The sequence below is a fragment of the Bradyrhizobium sp. Leo114 genome, assembly GCF_055229415.2.
Map to the genome: position 1 here is coordinate 122,504 of NZ_JBUYEN020000010.1, position 14,828 is coordinate 137,331.

General features: G+C 58.5%; 21 protein-coding genes and 3 pseudogenes. 11 read left to right on the forward strand and 13 right to left on the reverse strand.

All coding sequences use genetic code 11. The features are described 5' to 3' along the window. Nucleotides 1-123 precede the first annotated feature (123 nt). Both ACZIRK_RS14610 and ACZIRK_RS14615 read left to right on the forward strand, forming a co-directional pair. Nucleotides 124-333, forward strand: coding sequence for a DUF3606 domain-containing protein (locus tag ACZIRK_RS14610; RefSeq protein WP_463327605.1), 210 nt, complete (start codon nucleotides 124-126; stop codon nucleotides 331-333). Between the two features lie 1,214 nt (nucleotides 334-1,547). Next, nucleotides 1,548-1,727: a hypothetical protein gene (locus ACZIRK_RS14615; RefSeq protein ID WP_463327570.1), complete on the forward strand. Its 180-nt coding sequence runs from the start codon at nucleotides 1,548-1,550 to the stop codon at nucleotides 1,725-1,727. 270 nt (nucleotides 1,728-1,997) lie between these two features. Here ACZIRK_RS14615 and ACZIRK_RS14620 read toward each other — a convergent pair whose 3' ends face one another. Then, a complete protein-coding gene (locus ACZIRK_RS14620) occupies nucleotides 1,998-2,135 on the reverse strand; it encodes a hypothetical protein (protein ID WP_463327571.1) in 138 nt (45 codons plus the stop codon). Here ACZIRK_RS14620 and ACZIRK_RS14625 point away from each other — a divergent pair. From ACZIRK_RS14625 to ACZIRK_RS14635, 3 genes are read left to right on the forward strand one after another with little or no spacing between them, the layout of a single operon-like run. After that, nucleotides 2,134-2,403 carry a hypothetical protein gene (locus tag ACZIRK_RS14625; protein WP_456647134.1) on the forward strand — a complete coding sequence of 90 codons (270 nt, stop codon included), beginning with the start codon at nucleotides 2,134-2,136 and terminating at the stop codon, nucleotides 2,401-2,403. The genes ACZIRK_RS14620 and ACZIRK_RS14625 overlap by 2 nt on opposite strands. Beyond that, nucleotides 2,396-2,692 (forward strand): hypothetical protein, encoded by a 297-nt coding sequence (locus ACZIRK_RS14630; RefSeq protein ID WP_463327572.1) that lies wholly within the window; start codon nucleotides 2,396-2,398, stop codon nucleotides 2,690-2,692. The genes ACZIRK_RS14625 and ACZIRK_RS14630 overlap by 8 nt, the downstream gene beginning before the upstream one ends. A 46-nt stretch (nucleotides 2,693-2,738) precedes the next feature. Continuing rightward, nucleotides 2,739-3,023 carry a DUF1488 family protein gene (locus ACZIRK_RS14635; RefSeq protein WP_463327573.1) on the forward strand — a complete coding sequence of 95 codons (285 nt, stop codon included), beginning with the start codon at nucleotides 2,739-2,741 and terminating at the stop codon, nucleotides 3,021-3,023. Between the two features lie 988 nt (nucleotides 3,024-4,011). Here the strand turns inward: ACZIRK_RS14635 and ACZIRK_RS14640 are convergent. Beyond that, complete coding sequence (locus tag ACZIRK_RS14640) at nucleotides 4,012-4,293, reverse strand: hypothetical protein (RefSeq protein ID WP_463327574.1); 282 nt, start codon at nucleotides 4,291-4,293, stop codon at nucleotides 4,012-4,014. 213 nt (nucleotides 4,294-4,506) lie between these two features. Between ACZIRK_RS14640 and ACZIRK_RS14645 the strand changes: the two genes are divergently transcribed. From ACZIRK_RS14645 to ACZIRK_RS14655, 3 genes and pseudogenes are all read left to right on the forward strand, one after another. Beyond that, nucleotides 4,507-4,752, forward strand: a complete 246-nt coding sequence (locus ACZIRK_RS14645) for a hypothetical protein (RefSeq protein WP_463327575.1) — start codon at nucleotides 4,507-4,509, stop codon at nucleotides 4,750-4,752. A gap of 699 nt (nucleotides 4,753-5,451) precedes the next feature. Beyond that, a pseudogene (locus ACZIRK_RS14650) lies at nucleotides 5,452-6,030 on the forward strand (amidohydrolase family protein); the annotation flags it as partial. Nucleotides 6,031-6,059: 29 nt separating this feature from the next. After that, on the forward strand, nucleotides 6,060-6,248 hold the full coding sequence (locus ACZIRK_RS14655) for an amidohydrolase family protein (RefSeq protein ID WP_463327576.1): 189 nt from the start codon (nucleotides 6,060-6,062) through the stop codon (nucleotides 6,246-6,248). Between the two features lie 61 nt (nucleotides 6,249-6,309). Here ACZIRK_RS14655 and ACZIRK_RS14660 read toward each other — a convergent pair. Then, nucleotides 6,310-6,487, reverse strand: a pseudogene (locus ACZIRK_RS14660) (SOS response-associated peptidase); the annotation flags it as partial. Nucleotides 6,488-6,597: 110 nt separating this feature from the next. Here ACZIRK_RS14660 and ACZIRK_RS14665 point away from each other — a divergent pair. Then, nucleotides 6,598-6,945, forward strand: a complete 348-nt coding sequence (locus tag ACZIRK_RS14665; RefSeq protein WP_463327577.1) for a hypothetical protein — start codon at nucleotides 6,598-6,600, stop codon at nucleotides 6,943-6,945. Between the two features lie 2 nt (nucleotides 6,946-6,947). Here the strand turns inward: ACZIRK_RS14665 and ACZIRK_RS14670 are convergent. From ACZIRK_RS14670 to ACZIRK_RS14680, 3 genes and pseudogenes are all read right to left on the reverse strand, one after another. After that, nucleotides 6,948-7,104: pseudogene (locus ACZIRK_RS14670) on the reverse strand (SOS response-associated peptidase); the annotation flags it as partial. Between the two features lie 18 nt (nucleotides 7,105-7,122). Beyond that, nucleotides 7,123-7,446 (reverse strand): hypothetical protein, encoded by a 324-nt coding sequence (locus ACZIRK_RS14675; RefSeq protein ID WP_463327578.1) that lies wholly within the window; start codon nucleotides 7,444-7,446, stop codon nucleotides 7,123-7,125. 293 nt (nucleotides 7,447-7,739) lie between these two features. Then, nucleotides 7,740-8,153: a hypothetical protein gene (locus ACZIRK_RS14680; protein WP_463327579.1), complete on the reverse strand. Its 414-nt coding sequence runs from the start codon at nucleotides 8,151-8,153 to the stop codon at nucleotides 7,740-7,742. A gap of 516 nt (nucleotides 8,154-8,669) precedes the next feature. Between ACZIRK_RS14680 and ACZIRK_RS14685 the strand changes: the two genes are divergently transcribed. Next, nucleotides 8,670-9,209, forward strand: a complete 540-nt coding sequence (locus tag ACZIRK_RS14685) for a hypothetical protein (RefSeq protein ID WP_463327580.1) — start codon at nucleotides 8,670-8,672, stop codon at nucleotides 9,207-9,209. Between the two features lie 56 nt (nucleotides 9,210-9,265). Here ACZIRK_RS14685 and ACZIRK_RS14690 read toward each other — a convergent pair whose 3' ends face one another. The 4 genes from ACZIRK_RS14690 to ACZIRK_RS14705 form a co-directional block, all read right to left on the reverse strand. Continuing rightward, nucleotides 9,266-9,535, reverse strand: coding sequence for a hypothetical protein (locus ACZIRK_RS14690; protein ID WP_463327581.1), 270 nt, complete (start codon nucleotides 9,533-9,535; stop codon nucleotides 9,266-9,268). Nucleotides 9,536-9,548: 13 nt separating this feature from the next. Beyond that, complete coding sequence (locus tag ACZIRK_RS14695; protein WP_463327582.1) at nucleotides 9,549-10,097, reverse strand: hypothetical protein; 549 nt, start codon at nucleotides 10,095-10,097, stop codon at nucleotides 9,549-9,551. 6 nt (nucleotides 10,098-10,103) lie between these two features. After that, nucleotides 10,104-10,418: a hypothetical protein gene (locus ACZIRK_RS14700; RefSeq protein ID WP_463327583.1), complete on the reverse strand. Its 315-nt coding sequence runs from the start codon at nucleotides 10,416-10,418 to the stop codon at nucleotides 10,104-10,106. 281 nt (nucleotides 10,419-10,699) lie between these two features. After that, a complete protein-coding gene (locus tag ACZIRK_RS14705) occupies nucleotides 10,700-11,005 on the reverse strand; it encodes a hypothetical protein (RefSeq protein ID WP_463327584.1) in 306 nt (101 codons plus the stop codon). A gap of 167 nt (nucleotides 11,006-11,172) precedes the next feature. Here ACZIRK_RS14705 and ACZIRK_RS14710 point away from each other — a divergent pair, with 167 nt between their 5' ends. Further along, nucleotides 11,173-12,066, forward strand: coding sequence for an exonuclease domain-containing protein (locus tag ACZIRK_RS14710; protein WP_463327585.1), 894 nt, complete (start codon nucleotides 11,173-11,175; stop codon nucleotides 12,064-12,066). A gap of 587 nt (nucleotides 12,067-12,653) precedes the next feature. Here ACZIRK_RS14710 and ACZIRK_RS14715 read toward each other — a convergent pair. The 3 genes from ACZIRK_RS14715 to ACZIRK_RS14725 form a co-directional block, all read right to left on the reverse strand. Next, nucleotides 12,654-13,196, reverse strand: coding sequence for a hypothetical protein (locus ACZIRK_RS14715; protein WP_463327586.1), 543 nt, complete (start codon nucleotides 13,194-13,196; stop codon nucleotides 12,654-12,656). Nucleotides 13,197-13,383: 187 nt separating this feature from the next. Continuing rightward, nucleotides 13,384-13,656, reverse strand: a complete 273-nt coding sequence (locus ACZIRK_RS14720; protein ID WP_463327587.1) for a hypothetical protein — start codon at nucleotides 13,654-13,656, stop codon at nucleotides 13,384-13,386. 129 nt (nucleotides 13,657-13,785) lie between these two features. Next, nucleotides 13,786-14,214, reverse strand: coding sequence for a hypothetical protein (locus tag ACZIRK_RS14725; RefSeq protein WP_463327588.1), 429 nt, complete (start codon nucleotides 14,212-14,214; stop codon nucleotides 13,786-13,788). Nucleotides 14,215-14,828: the final 614 nt, after the last annotated feature.

Below are 14,828 nucleotides of genomic sequence, written 5' to 3' on the forward strand. Positions count from 1 at the left end.
CCCTTGGCCGGGCTGCTTTCTTTGAGTCCCGTGCAGGATCGGTCGAACTTCCGATCTCGGAACCAGCGAGTCCGTCCTATGTTTGCGTCATGACAACATTGGAGGCCAGAATGGCGAAAGCGAATAAGCAAACGCCCTAAACAGGACCGCGCGCGAGTTGCCGGCGGGCAGCGCTATGAGATCGATTACGAACCCAAAAAGACTGGTCGATCCGCACCGGCGGTGAAGAAGGCAGTCAAGAAGGTTGGGAACAGCGGGTCGAAGAGCGGCTCGCGCGAAGGTGATCTAAAGAAACGAACAAATCAGCTTACGCCACGTTTGTTCTTCGCATGACCTCGGGTTACGAGGCTCGGTCTCCTAGGCACGCCGGGCCTCGTCTCTTGCGAGGTAACGTGAGCCACCATCGCGCCCGGCCGCTAGCTGCGGCGTTCTTCCGCCTCCCGGGCCATCCTCATCCACTCGTCTGCTAGCCGTAGCCAAGCTTCCTTATCGAGAGGGCTGATCATCTTCTTAGCCCATCGTCGGCATTCCTCGGCCTGCTTTCGACACTCCTCCACGTCAGCCGCCGTCATTATTGAAGTCACCATCTCGAATTGCGTTCAGGCTCTGCCAGAACACGAAGGTTGAGCCATCGTTCCAGCGCTGGCTTCTGGCTCCGTTCCAACTCTGGAACTTTTGCAAGCGTTCTAGGTTCTTCGGCCGGGAGGACGATTCTGGAGGAAGATGCCCATGCATGAGTATCGCATTTTCGTTCTAGGTCGGGACGGACGCATTATGGACCGACACGAATTCCTGGCTCCTGACGATGACGCGGCGCAAGAGCGCGCCAAGCAGATGGTGGATGGCCACGACATCGAGCTATGGGAGCGAGGGCGAAAGATAGTGGAACTGAGAAGCAAGGAGGGCGGAGAGCGATGACGATGGGAGCTTGCCCCAACTTGTCTTTGCCGCGGTGCTGCGCCCACGCACCACGATCATCAATGCGCACCGATGTGCCTACCGCTGCGGTGGCTTGCGCGCAGAGAAAATCCCGTATCCCGCTGTCGTGCAGGCAAACTTAACGTCCACGGCTGCGGGCGGTTACTCTCGATGCTCGGTCCAGCTTCGCTCCCCGCACTGGCATTGGTAGATGCGTATGGTCAGCCCTCCCGTCGAGTCTGGCATCTGATGTGCAAGCTCTGGTTGAGCTTTCGTCATGGTTCCTGGATGCGTGGAAGCTGGGAGATCTGGGGCGTGTCGCCCATAACCGACCAAACGACCTATCAGCGGCTCAAGGCGTTCGTCGAGGATTTGGGAGAGAGCCTACAACGGCGCTTAGCTGCGCGCCGGTCCAAGCAAGCAATCAGGGCTCGTGCCCACGAACTCTGGGAACAGCACGTGCGGCCTACGGGACGGGATCTAGAGTTCTGTAGGCAGAGCGGGAACTTAGCGAGGATGAAAACGAGTGAGCGCGTATTCCGAAGTGGACGCACCTTAGCTAAGCGAGAGTTCTGGCCGTCGTTTCTTAGAGCGCGTGCTATTGTGTCGGCACACAGGAGGGAGACGCGATGTCGACGTCAAAGAAGCCGCTGAAGCCCGATGATTTTCCCGTGAGTGCCGAAGGCAAAACGATCAAGAAGCAGGACGGCACGCCGGTCGCGACGACGGAAGATTCACCTATCGCTGATGACGTGGCCGAGCGCCTCAATGAGGACGAAGCCCGCCGCGAAGAAGATAAGTGGGCCTGATCTTCCGTCGTCGACGGACGACGGGCGGCCGCGTGCGATCAGTCATCGATCAGCGTGCCGATCTACGTCGATAAGGATGACGGTCTTCGTGCTTTGACCGATTGACGGAGTGAAAATCTCTCGAGGGACCAGGCGCCGAAGGACGCGGTAGTCAGCGGATTTCGCCAATGCTGCGGCCATGGCTGCGAAGGATAGGTCGGTTTCGAGCATTTGGCGTCGCGGTCCTCCGGCTACGTCGCCCATGCGACGCCAGTGCCAAATCAAGTCCCCTCAGGCGGCAAGAGCGCGCAGGAACGGGCGTGGTGCCTTCTCGTCGCGTGCGGCAACAAAGCGATGGCTATTGCGGTTCGAAGGGCGCATGCTGCTTTTGAGGCCGGCGCCAAAGTATTGCGAAAGGTAGGCGCGCATGACCATCCGTTCCCGACGCGAAGTCGTCACCTTTAAGCAACCGTTCCGGATAAGGGGGATTGATCGCCTGTTGCCCGCCGGCACCTATGAAGTCGTCACCGACGAGGAGACGATCGAAGGGCTATCGTTCGAGGCGTTCCGCCGCGTCGCTACTATGATCAAGTTGCCGGTGGAGGGCTCGCGCGGCTTGGCGATGGAGGTGGTCTCGATCGGCTCTGTCGATCTCGCCGACGCGCAACGCGTGGACGCGAGTGCTTCCGATGGCTGACGAGCCGTTTGATCTCGACAGCCACCGCGGCATGGCGGCGCAGAAGGCAACCGACATTCGTCGTGCGCTGGCGGAGGTCGAGACCCATGCGCAGGAGCTGCGCGAGCACCGAGCCGCGGTGGAAGACCACCTGTTGTCGGCTCCCGCCGCGTCATGGCCGGAGGCAGCCGCCAAGGCGCGCTATGTGCTCAAGCTGTACGCCGCGGGCCTGCCGCCGGAAGACACAAGGCATCGCGATCTCGTCGCAGCCGTGCTTGAGGATTTTGCCCGGCTTACCGAGCAGGGTTGAAGGCGGATGCCGTGGCAGGGCCGCGACTCCCGAAGGAGCATGTGACATGACGCTCACGCACGGTCGTTTCATCGCCTACGAATACGACAGGATGGTTGTCCTGTTCTCGATGCTCGACGGCGAAAAGGAGATTCCCTGCGCGGTCTCGACCTCCGCCATGGATGAACTGGAAGGTATTGTGCGCGCGAGAGCGAGCCAACGTGAAGCGCAGTTCATGCGGTTGCGCGAGCGCATCGAAGCCTGCGCCGCCGGGAAATATCAAGCGACTGAGTTCGAGGGCACACCGCCAAGCATCGTTTTGCGCAGCATCGATTTCCGGAAAGAGCGATAGCAGCTTTCCCGGGAGACAAGCGCTCAGAGTGGGCCCCAAAAGAGAGGAACTATATCGCAGTCCGAACGGAGACGCGTGGTTCCTCGGGCGCGAGCCGACAGGTGGAAATGCGTTCATTATCCATCAGCCGAATGCGCCTTCCGGCGGGCGGCTGTCGCACATTATCCGCGCCGGCGCTCCGCCGGCCGGGAAATTTCACGGGTGGCCGCGCTGCATCGGCATTGGATCAGACGGCGAGCCATAGAGCCATCGCAACCAGCACCACAACAAGCAAAGCGTATTCGAGTTTGTGGTTGTAGGAACTGAGAGATCTCCTGTTCGATATCATGTCAATTCCCCTTGGCTGAATTTCCGGCAGCGCGTACACGAAGCGCCGGGCCGGGCGTTGACCCGTTAGAAGGTCTACTGCGTTGGCTGCCACCTATCGGCATGGGGCCGATCCTGCGGCTTCTCGCCGGGGGTTTAGCACTGGGAATTTATGTCGGGGCACGCATTCCTGGCGACGTCAGCCACTTATTGACTTCGGTGGCCGCATCTATCTGGACTGCCTTTCGCAAAAGCTCGTCACGACGGATGCTGGGCGGCATGCCGTCTCCCTGCTCGATTGGGCGGGAGCGCAATTGGCGGTCTCGTCACCGATAGAAGCCATGAGCCGGGCGGTGATGCGAGCGATTGGACACCTTTTTCATCGGGGAGTCGACATAATTCGCATCAGGCGCTTCGAATGGTCACATCGGACATCGAAGCAAGTAAAACAGGGCGCTATTCCCTTCGATCTGAGCCGTTTCCCGCGAAGTCTCCTGGCCGCTCATCAGAAGCATGTCGTCGTCCCAGACCTGCCACTCCCACTTCTGCGGGAGAAGAGCGATCAGCCTCACGTCAAGCATACGCCGCATTGAGGGAAATTTGGCCATACAGCCTCTATGCGCTCCTGACCGTCAACATTCCAGTGGTCTATAGCAGCCTTCGGGCATTTCGACCCCCGAGCCTACGAGGCTGGCCGCGTGTTGATCCTTGCGAGCTCTCGACGCTCGTCATCCGATAACCGCCAGCCCTTGCACTGCCCGCAGAGCTGCCTAAAGATGTCATACAGTTTGCTTCGCGCAACTTCGACGACCTCGGTGTCGTCAAATTCGCGGGAGTTCACAAAGACTGGCAATGAAAAACGGATCTGACCGCTCTCGAACTGAAACGCCAAGCGAACGTCCTCACCTCGTTCGTTGGGCGAAACCATCTCGATGCGCACGATCTTGATCTTGAACTTGTCCATCGCGTCACCTCCCTGGAGGGCCCCTGAATACCATTTTGGCACACAACCGCGAAATGGGTATTGACCGATGGATAGTGAGGGACTCCAACCGTCGTAGAGGACCACGAAGTGTGGGAGTCGCGCTAGATTTGGCTGGCTCCATCTTTAAGTTGATTTTTTCAGCATCCTAATTTGGCTTTTGAACCAAGCAACCGCCATGGCATTAGGACGTTCATGGCTGAGTCATTCGGCACCGAATTTACAATTGTTGAAGTAACGGCTGATGATGCGGTGATCCGCCCAAGCAAGCAACTTTGGGTCGCTGCAGCTAAACCGAGCCAAGCGCTTACCCTGGTTCTGACAGCGATTCCAGAAGGCTGGACGGTGGAGTTAGCGACTGGACGCCTGACGCGCCAGCAGTTGAAAGAGCTGCAAAACCTACACCTCAAGCCTGGCGAAGTGCACAAGCTGACGATGTAAGGGCCGCCTCAGTCGGGTCATTTCGGCCGCCAAGCCCGCTCCTTGCTAAGTAACGAGCTAATAGACCCCGCCGCACAGCAGCAGCGCGACGAGCGCGCTGACCGCCACGACCAGCGCCCAATCCCGTTTTGTGAGCAGTTCATATTCAAACATCGTGATATCGCTAGGCAGCCTCACTTGGTGCTCCCCCCTCTCGGCGAACAACTCCGCACCGGCCGGCGTGATCTTCACGTAGGTTCGTCCATCCATAGCTAGCCGCGGTGGAGCGTGAGCTTGAGGCCGGAATGTCGATTGTAACGCGAATCTGGCGAAGGGAAATAATCGTGTAGCGCTCCCTTGCTAGAGCTGCGCTCGGAACGCGTGTGATGGGTCGCTTCAAGATAGCGCCAGCGCGGGCCGGAGAAACATATGATCACCGGTTCGATCTTCCACAGAAGGAAGGTGCTCAGTGGCCTCGTTCTGCTAGCGCCGCGACGATGTCGGCGGTGGCCCAATCTCAGGCTCAGCACGTGAGCGACCCCATACGGAGCGGCGCGCCGCTGTTGCCGCGCATCGATGTTCATGCCCACTACCTGCCCGCACTATACCGCGAGGCAGTACTCGCGGCGGATCGGCACCCGGATGGTATACCTGGCCTGCCGTCCTGGGATAGTCGGACAGCCATCGAGGTGATGGACCGACTGAACAATACGCGCGGCGATGTTATCGATCTCTTCGCCCGGCGTGCATTTTGGCGACAACGCGGCGGCGCGAATCCTGGCACGCCGGGTCAACGAGGAGGGGGCAAAAGCGGCGGCCGATCATCCAAAGCGCTTTGGATTCTTTGCTTCCCTCACTCTGCCTGACGTAGACGGAGCGCTCGCGGAGGCGACCCACGCACTCGACGTGCTGAAAGCCGATGGTGTGACGCTGGAGAGCAATCATCGCGGCATCTACATGGGCGACAGCCGGTTCGATCCGTTATTTGCTGAGCTCGATCGTCGGCGGGCGATAGTGTTCATGCACCCGACGTCGCCCTTTTGCCCCTGCTGCCAAACGGCCGGGCTAACCTATCCTCGGCCGATGCTCGAGTTCATGTTCGAGACCACGCGCGCCGTCTCGAATCTTATTCTGACAGGCACGCTCGACCGCTTCCCCAATATCCGGTTTATCGTGCCACACGCCGGCGCCGCCGTACCGGTTCTGGCCGACCGCATCGTGGGTCTGGCCCCGGCGCTGCAGCTGCCGAATCCCATCGAGGCGGATCGGGTCTTCGCCCGCCTGCGCGGCCTCTACTATGACTTGGCTGGGTTTCCGCTCCCGCGGCTGTGCCGGCGCTGGAGAAGATCGCGGATCCGGGACGCATCTTGTACGGCAGCGATTGGCCGTTCACGCCCTTGCCGATCGTCACACGCCTGGCTCAGGAGCAGGATGCAACGCCGCTCCTCGATGATGTTCGCCGGCGGCACGTCCTCTATGATAATGCGCTAGATCTGTTCCCGAGGTTGATGAACTGACGAATTGAGACGCTCCGAGGACAGCATGGCCAACAATAGCGAATTGTCAGAGGTGATCCAGCTAGGCCACGAGTTGATCTTCCTTGTCGGGACCGCGCATGACGATCTTCAGGGCGTCATCGGGCAAGGCCGCTGGGGTGCCTTGGCCTCATCCCACGGCGCGCGCAGCCAGACGTCGCGCTCCTCATCGTGGTCAGGATCATCGGCATCGCTTTCGGATGGATCGGCGCGAGCTGGGCGAGAGAGTACGCTGGCACAGGTCACTATGTCGCATCAGCTTCGCAGGAACTCCTTGGGCGGTACAAGCGTCCCGTGGGCTCATGGGGCCTTGTATTCGGAGGAAGCGACAATGAGGAAAGAATTGATAATCACGGTAGCGGCGGGCTGCCTGATTGGCTTGACGAGCCTTTCGGCCCTTGCGGCAAGCGCTTTCGAAGGCGTGTGGAAGGTCAAGGACACGGCTGGGAAGCCCTTCGAGATTACTCTGTCGAGCGGCGGCGCAGCCACAGCAACGCGAGGTGAGGGCATGACCGGTACATGGAAGGAAGAGGGTGATGCCGCGCTGATTACCTGGAACACCGGCTGGACAACAAAGATCACAAAGCAAGGCAATCAATATCACAAGGCCGCTTATCGCAAAGGCCAGTCACTCGACGCCGCGCCGGCCAATAGCTCGGACGCACAAAAGGTCAAATGACGGCATCGGTTTTCCGGTTTGAGCCATCCACGCCAGGATGTTGGTGACCGGCGGGCCGCCCGTGTGCGGCGGTGGCGGCATGCCCCAGCGCATCATTGTTAGCGCGCATCCATCGCCGGCACTGCGGACAATCGGCGCGGCGTAGTCCGGGAACACCCCTATGGGCGACATCATCCGCTATGGTGCGACGGACGGAATGTTTGTCGACTCATGGGTCAGATCCAGCGCCGCGAGCCGGTTCAGGCTGCCAAGCTGCCGTGCCGGGTCCGCCGAGTCGGCAAGGGAGCCAAGCAGCCGCCGATAGGCTCGCTCGGCAACCGCCGACGGCAGCGGCGCTTCGTCGAATTCCTCGATATACTTGCCGACGATGCCATCAAACAGGGCGCACATCGCCCGTTGCTCGGGGTGATCAGCGGCAAGCCGCGAAAGTTTGAGCTGGAGGGCTTTGAAGGTCTTGAGACCTGGATGCTGGCCCGAAAGCCAAGCGTATAATTCCTTCATGGACAGCTCCTAGGAAGAAGCTGCAAACTTGTACATGAGCGGACGACGCTCGAATAGCGGCTTTAGGTACAGGGGCCGTGCGAATTCGCAAGTTGGAATGGCGGCCCGAAATGGCGGCTATTGGAACTTTGCCGCTGCGTTCGCGGTCGTGGTGTCCGCTGCAGCCCTCCTCGCGAGAGCACTTTGAATTCTGCCGGCTAGCGTACTCGGCTCTAAGCCCCTCCCGTAATCCTTCCATATGTGTTGCTTCCTTTTCGGGAGCGTACTCCCTTGGAATTTAAGAAGCTGCCGTACTATCGCTCACCCGGCCACCATGTTGAGGGCGGATCGCTAGCAGAAATCTTGTTCGGCCGCAGCGCCACCAGATGGCTGCGCTTGTAGGGATAGCCGCGTTCCTCCGAGCACAGCTTGCACCTCATGTAGCGCTCTAGCTCGTGGATCGGCGTCGTCTTCCGCCGCCGGATGATGTCGAGGGCGACCGTCTGGTGCGTCTCGCAGCCGAGGCACTTCACTTCCAGATAGGTATATCCGGCGTTGAGCGCATCGCTGAGCGCAGGCGAGGGCTGGGCAGGACCCTGGAAGGCGAGCATCCGCTTATTCCATGCCTCGCAGGCCAGCTTGTCGGCCTGCTTGCGTGCCTCCGCAGCGCGCTCCGCTGCCGCGCGCACAGAGGCGCCGTAAATGGTTTCTCGGGATTTGGTGCCCATGCCCCCAGCATCGCGCCCGGTCGTTGCTGGAGCAAGCCGCTAGAGCTTGTGGATTGACGTGGAAAAGCAACCCGGCGCAACCATAGGCTACTGCACTTGGCGGTTCGCGGCTTGATTGCGTGGGTCTTTTTGTTCGGATAGTCTCAGGCTATTCTGAATAGGATTTCCAATAAAAATCAGAGGCTTGGGGGCTGAAACGTGATTCTTTTGAAGCTGCGGGGGAACCCTCTACAGAGATTTCTGTTGACAGGTGTCAACAGAAATATACATTTGGGCTCGTGATGGCCAAGAGGCCAGCGCACCCGAACAAAGAGATTGAGGCTGCCGTAGTGTACGCCGAATCCCTGGGTTGGAGGTTCCGCAAAATGGGGCATTGGGGTCGCCTCTTTTGCGCTCAAGCAAATCAAGACGGCTGCCAATTCGGCGTGAACGGCACTCCGCGGAGCGCCGACGCGCACGCGCGCCAGATTCGCCGGGCGGTTGATCGCTGCCCGCACAAGGAAGAGGAGTAGAACGATGAAAACGTTTGAGTTCAGCATCATCGCTTCGGGCCTCGATCCGAATGCGGAGAACTTTGAGGCGCGCTTCTACAAAGCCGGCTGCGATGACGCGTTGATAGCTTTCCAAAAGGGCCACATCATAGTGGATTTTGCCCGGGAGGCGGCGACGATTCATGAGGCCATAGCGTCGGCTGTGGAAAACGTTCGCCAAGCGGGAGCCCGCGTTGACCGAATTGAACCGGATCCGCTTGTGAACCTGACGGATATCGCCGCTCGTTCTAAGCTGACGAAACAAGCAATTTCGAACTACGCCAAGGGCACGCGTAAGGACAACTTCCCGGCACCCGTCGCCCGCGTTACTTCGGAGGCGCCGCTCTACGACTGGTCTGATGTTTCTCATTGGCTTGCCAAAGAGAGAAAGATTGACCCTTCGGAGGCAATCTTTGCCAGCGTAGTGAAAGAGGCAAACGACGCAATCGAAAGCGGCGAGACCCAGCTTGCTCCTCGCCTAAAGAAGCGCGCGGAGGAAGAAGAGCGCGCGCTTGAAGCGGCATAAGTTTCGTGGCTTGGAAAATAAGCGAGGCCGCCCAAGGCGGCCTCGCAAAACATCCGCTAGTTTTTAACCTCGGGAGCGCTGTCGGTAAGAACAGCCTTAATGGCGAGGTCCATCTTCTGAATTCCTTGCTCGAACTCCGGGCGGCCGCTCGCTCCCAGCCTCAATATGGCCGTCGAATTATCTACACGGGTTTTGATTTCGGCTCGAACATCTGCGGCGTCGCGCTCGGCAAGCTCGGCGACTAGGTCAATGATTGCTCTCAATAGATGCGTGGTTGCCAAATAGCGGCCCACCTGAGCCGGCGTTTCCTGCATCTGATCAGTCATCAAGTTCCCGCCTTCATGGACGCGGAGAGCCAAGCGGCGCGGCGGTAATCTTGATCACCGCTGCCTTTACATCGAAAATCCCAAGCACAAAGCACGCTAAAGAGGCGATTCCCACCAAGATCGCCAAAGCGTGAAAAACCCGTGCGGCCCACAACAAACTTTGTGACCGAGGTGTCGGTTTCACCCAAGGATGGTCCCATATTCGCTGTTTTGCAGCAACGCTGTCGGCTTGCAACAAATTGACGACGTATGCTGCGAGCGTCGCCAATAAAGCGAATGCGACGCCACCGGCAAACCACAACAGGCTATTCGCGACAGCACTGATCTCCCCGCTTCCGACGCGCCCCTGCGCGGCCAAACTCCCTACAAATGCCAGTAGAGCAATCGCAGCGCCCCCGTTTACCAGGACGGCCGATCGGAGCGCCAAGTTTGCCGCATCAGTCGCCGCCTTGTTCCTACTCGCCCACTCTTCGTGGTGCTGATCGTGCGCGCGTTCGGCGTCCTTCTTTGCGAGCTCGTGAGCCCATTTGCGTTTTTCGAATTCGTCATGGTCGGTCGCCATGGTGCCTCACGACAAAATAGCCAGCCAAGCTCGGTGGAGGTTCTCGACGGCAGCGGCAATTGTCGTGAAGCCAGAGGACATGGTGACAAGCTGGGTGAAAAGCGTGCCGATAACAGTTTTGCTGGGCGACTTACTAACGACCTGATCGGAAATCGCGGTCGTCACTTCGATCAGTTCTCGCTTCAACTCTGCGCTTGCAGTCTGTTCCGCGGCGACTCGCTCAACAAGATCCTTCAGCCGCGCCGCAAATTCAGCGCGCTCGGTGCCTTCGCTTATCGTGATCGCAGCGTCGATGCGCGCAAGATTGCCGGTGTTGATCACTCCGACGTTCGAATTCGATATTCTAATGTGATTGTACGTTCTCGACATTGATGCTGCTCTGGCTAGCGCCTCGACCGGAATTCGACCGCCAGTGCGACCAGATCCGACCATGAAATCCATATCGTCCAGAGCCTGATTAGAGCTGGCAGACAACATCAAATATTGCCGAAATCTGATGTCCTCTAAACGGCCATAGCACGCAAGACACAGAGGTGCGCCACCTTCGCTCTCATCGTCACCGACCAGGTATACCGCCGGCGTGGGGCACTGTGAGCACTTTGTCATACGTTGATATCAGCCGTGTCTGGCGGGAGAGGGCGTTCGCCATCGAAGTCGGCGTGCGTCAGCAATGCGCCGAGACCGAACAGTACCATGCCGCCGATCCAGATCAGGCTTGTGGCCGTGAGATATGCCGACGTTCCGACTCCGACCGAGCCCGTGAGTCCCATCAGGGTGCCAGCGTTGAACACAAGTCCAACCAAACCCCACAACCAAAAGAGCATGGAAAGAAAATGCCGCCCGACGCCCTGACGGCCTCGGAGGCGAAATGTCTGCTCCCATTTTTGCTCGTGTGAAAACGACCCCATTAGGACTTCCCCAGTGCCCATATTCGCGGCGGCATCCAACCGCAACCGCAGGGCGAAGGCAAGGGGACGTTCGTCTCATATCCTCCGGCATCCAATACCTCCCGGAATTCCTTGCGACGAGCGACGATTTGCTCGATCTTGGTCGAGGGCAACGGGCGAGGGCCACTATGGGGGTTTCAGATTTCATCGCATTAGACGTTGAGACGGCCAATGCCGATTCGGCCAGCATCTGCTCGATAGGGCTAGTGCACTTTCGGCAGAACGAGGTTTTCAAGTCGCTGACGATCCTGGTAGATCCGCAGGACTACTTCGATCCAATGAACATTTCGATCCACGGCATCAGGCCGGACGATGTCGCCGGTAAGCCGACGATGGACAAAGTGCTGCCGGTCATCAGCTCGGTACTCGAAGATACAGCAATCGCTCACCACAGTCCCTTTGACCGGACGGCACTGGCGCGCGCGGCCCAGAAATACGGAGCCAAGGGCCTTCCCTGTGTGTGGGTTGATACTCTGCAGGTAGCTCGCCGGAGTTGGGAGCACTTCCGAGAAGATGGCGGCTATGGCTTGGCAAATCTGGCTCGAGCGTTCAGCATCGACTTTCGACACCATGATGCCTCCGAGGATGCTCGGGCGGCCGGTCTATTGCTGCTACAGGCCATCAAGAATGGCGGAAAGACTTTGCAGAATTGGGTAGATGAGGTCGGCTATAAATCTACGGCAGAGACGCCGACTCCGAAACGTATCAACCCAGTTCGGTATGAGCGGATCGCCCGTGATGGGAATCCTGATGGCCCACTGTGGGGCGAGACCATCGTGTTCACCGGCGCCCTACAAGTTAAGCGTTCCGAGGCTGCTTTAGCCGCAGCCGAGGCCGGCTGCACGGTGGCTGACTCCGTCACGAAAAAGACCACAATCCTAGTAGTCGGCGATCAAGATCTCCGGCTCACCAAGGGGCAAGAAAAGAGCTCGAAGCACCGTAAGTGCGAGAGTCTGATCGCCGCCGGCGCGGCCATTCGAATCGTCGGCGAGAGCGACTTCATGCTGATGGTTGGGCATTAGGTGCAAGGTCGCCCTTCATCTGGCCTTCACATCAGCTCGTCCGTCTCTCTCTCTTGATGGTCGGAACGCGAGGACGCTACGAGTGCGGAATGCCTCCGATTTCCATTGTTTTCGCCTTCCAGTAGATGCCATCAAGTTGATGTCCCAGTACCCACTGTCCGTTTCGGTCGAAAGCGTGTCTTGAAGGGTGAACGTGCCGTCGGCCGAGAGCGGCGCGTCGAGTGATCGTGGGTTCAAAGAATCAGAAGCAAGTTGTTGTGCTGCCCACGGTGTTGCAGGTCACGGAACCTGGGCCGCGCGCCAGGCAGCGGCGGCCGTACTTTCTTGGGCCGCAACAGATCTGTTCGCTAGATTTCGGCGCTGCTCGTCCGCGGTAATCTGCGAACGGGTTTGCGGCATCCGGAGGTCAGCTTCGGCGCGAGTGATCGTCTTTGCGTCCAGTTCTTCAGCCAGCAGGCTACTGGTGGCCCAATTCTGATCGAAGAGGTCAGGGTAGGTGAGGAACGGTCTCACGCCTTGAGCCGCGGCATAGGCGCACTTGTTACGAACAACATCCGATCAAATTGGATGAGGCGATGACATCGTGGTCAAAGGACGCTTATGATGCACTGAAGTAAGCTAACCGTCATAGCCTTCGCGGTCGGTAAGAAAAAGTACATCTTATCCCGTATCCCGTCGTTCACCAGGGGCTGGGCGCGTTTTCGGTCGGCGGACAAATATTCAGGCATTTTCTCCTGAAGCTCGCCAATCCTCGATAGCACGACCACCAAATAACGAGCTTGGTCGCGGCCTCCGGCACTCCTGGCGGCATTGAGATTCTCTAGAGCAACCTTTGCTTCCTCGTGGAACTGAAACGCGGCATAGAAGCGTCGGCCTGCGACGGCATTGAAGCGAGCCGCATTTTGCTGCTCCAGCGCTTTCCCGGATTCAGATCGAATATACTCCGCCTCGTCAGGCGGCACCGTTTCAACAGCGTCCACAACGCCGGACAGGGCTTTTTTAATCTTATCAACCGCCATCGCCGTGTAGGTTGGATCTTTGCAGCGGGTGTCCCCGATTGACTGCCCCAATGCTGCAGAATCCATGATGCCCAGCGAAACGAATACAACGGCGACCCATCTCATCATCATGGGAGCAGCCCCCTGTTCCTAAGCCACAGCACGCCGCAGGAGATGGCGAACAGGACCGCCGCGAAGATGATCGTCTGCACCCCGTCAGTGCGCTTCGGTATCACAGCACATCTCCAATCAGAATTGCGAGCAAGTTGCGCGCGGTCATTTAGGCTTCGCCTCAGCTCGAGCCGGCGGCAAATCCGCACTAATTGTGTGTCCTTGCCGTCAGCTCATTCTTGAGGGCTACCGCAGCCGTTGCCGGGTGGTTTAGGGGATTTTTGACGCAGTAGTTATCTATCCAAGCGTAGTAGGCCACAGACTGCGGTTTTGGATGCATAAAATCGATGTCGCTCACCATGTTAAAGCCAGACAGAAAGCCATCGAGCCAAGACTGCAACTGGAGGGTGGCTGGCTTATCGCCGGTCGCCCGATATTTCTGCCATTCGGCGCACGTCAGCATTCCGGCGCCATATACCATTCTATTCTCGTCTGCTCGCGCTGGCTGTGACGCCACGAGAAGGCCGAGCACCAGTGCGGACGTTCCAAACTTCCCCGCCATCTATTTCCCCCTCTTCAGCCCGATATCGACCAGCCACCGGATGGCAAACTAGGGTTTGCATCGGTAACGGTAGGCCCGCGAACCTGCTTCATCCGCCCACGACCAGACCATTGAGCCGCTGATGCGATCAAGCACAATCGAGGTCGGCACCCCCATTCGAATTGCCGCCATGCTCATTTTTGAGCCGAGGAAATATAGCAGGACCTTGTCGTCGGTCATTCCTTTAGCTTGCCGGTTTCGGAAGCCGAAATAGACTTGGTCGGATGTCCCCATCGTCTGCGCTACGCGAAGCTCAACTGCCGGAAGCTCTGTATCGATATAGATCTGATTCACATCTTTCTCGCGTTCGGCGCCACCTCGCTCGCTACCCTCGAATTTGCAAGGAAGCGTCAGTTGCTCAGCCCAGGAGGAGGTCGGGCCGGTTAGCGCAGCAACCGCGATTAATAAAATTGCCGCCGTTCTTCGGTTGATTGCCATTGTTTCTTTGCCCCCTGAGTTTTAAGCCGCATCGTCCGAAGTGATGCACCGGAATCCCATTGCGTCCCACCAGCCCGCCGGTATGTCGTGCGGGTTCCCCGGAGGGTGCGTCACCTCATAGGCTTCGTTCGGGTCGTTGGCAGGCATCATCAAAGCTCGTGGATCGTGGATGTGGGGGGTAGTGAAAGGGGATCGCCCTAGGTGCGTTCTTTTTGGTTCCGGCGGAGAGGGGGAGGGAGCGGCGGGGCGGTTTCCTCCACATTTCTCGCTGAAATCCACCTCGATTTTGCCCCCGAAAAAATTGTCTAATCGAATTGTACCTTACCCGCTTTTATCGCACCAAACTTGCCGGCTCGCCGTCCTAACGGGTTGAAACTACAACAATTCCGAGTAACCTCCGAGCGCACCAATGGTCTAACCCATTGATATAAAAGGCGTTTTTTCCGTCCCTTGTTCCCGCATTGTTACTCGCAGCGAATGTTAGTACCAGCGAGTGTTCAGCGTCTCACGCGCTTTCGTGTGGCTCCTTATGAGTTGGTCACCTCCGGAGACACTCGCGTTGCAGCCTGTTGTCCAAGCCTTGTACCCAGTGTCTCTCGAACAGAGTCCGGCGT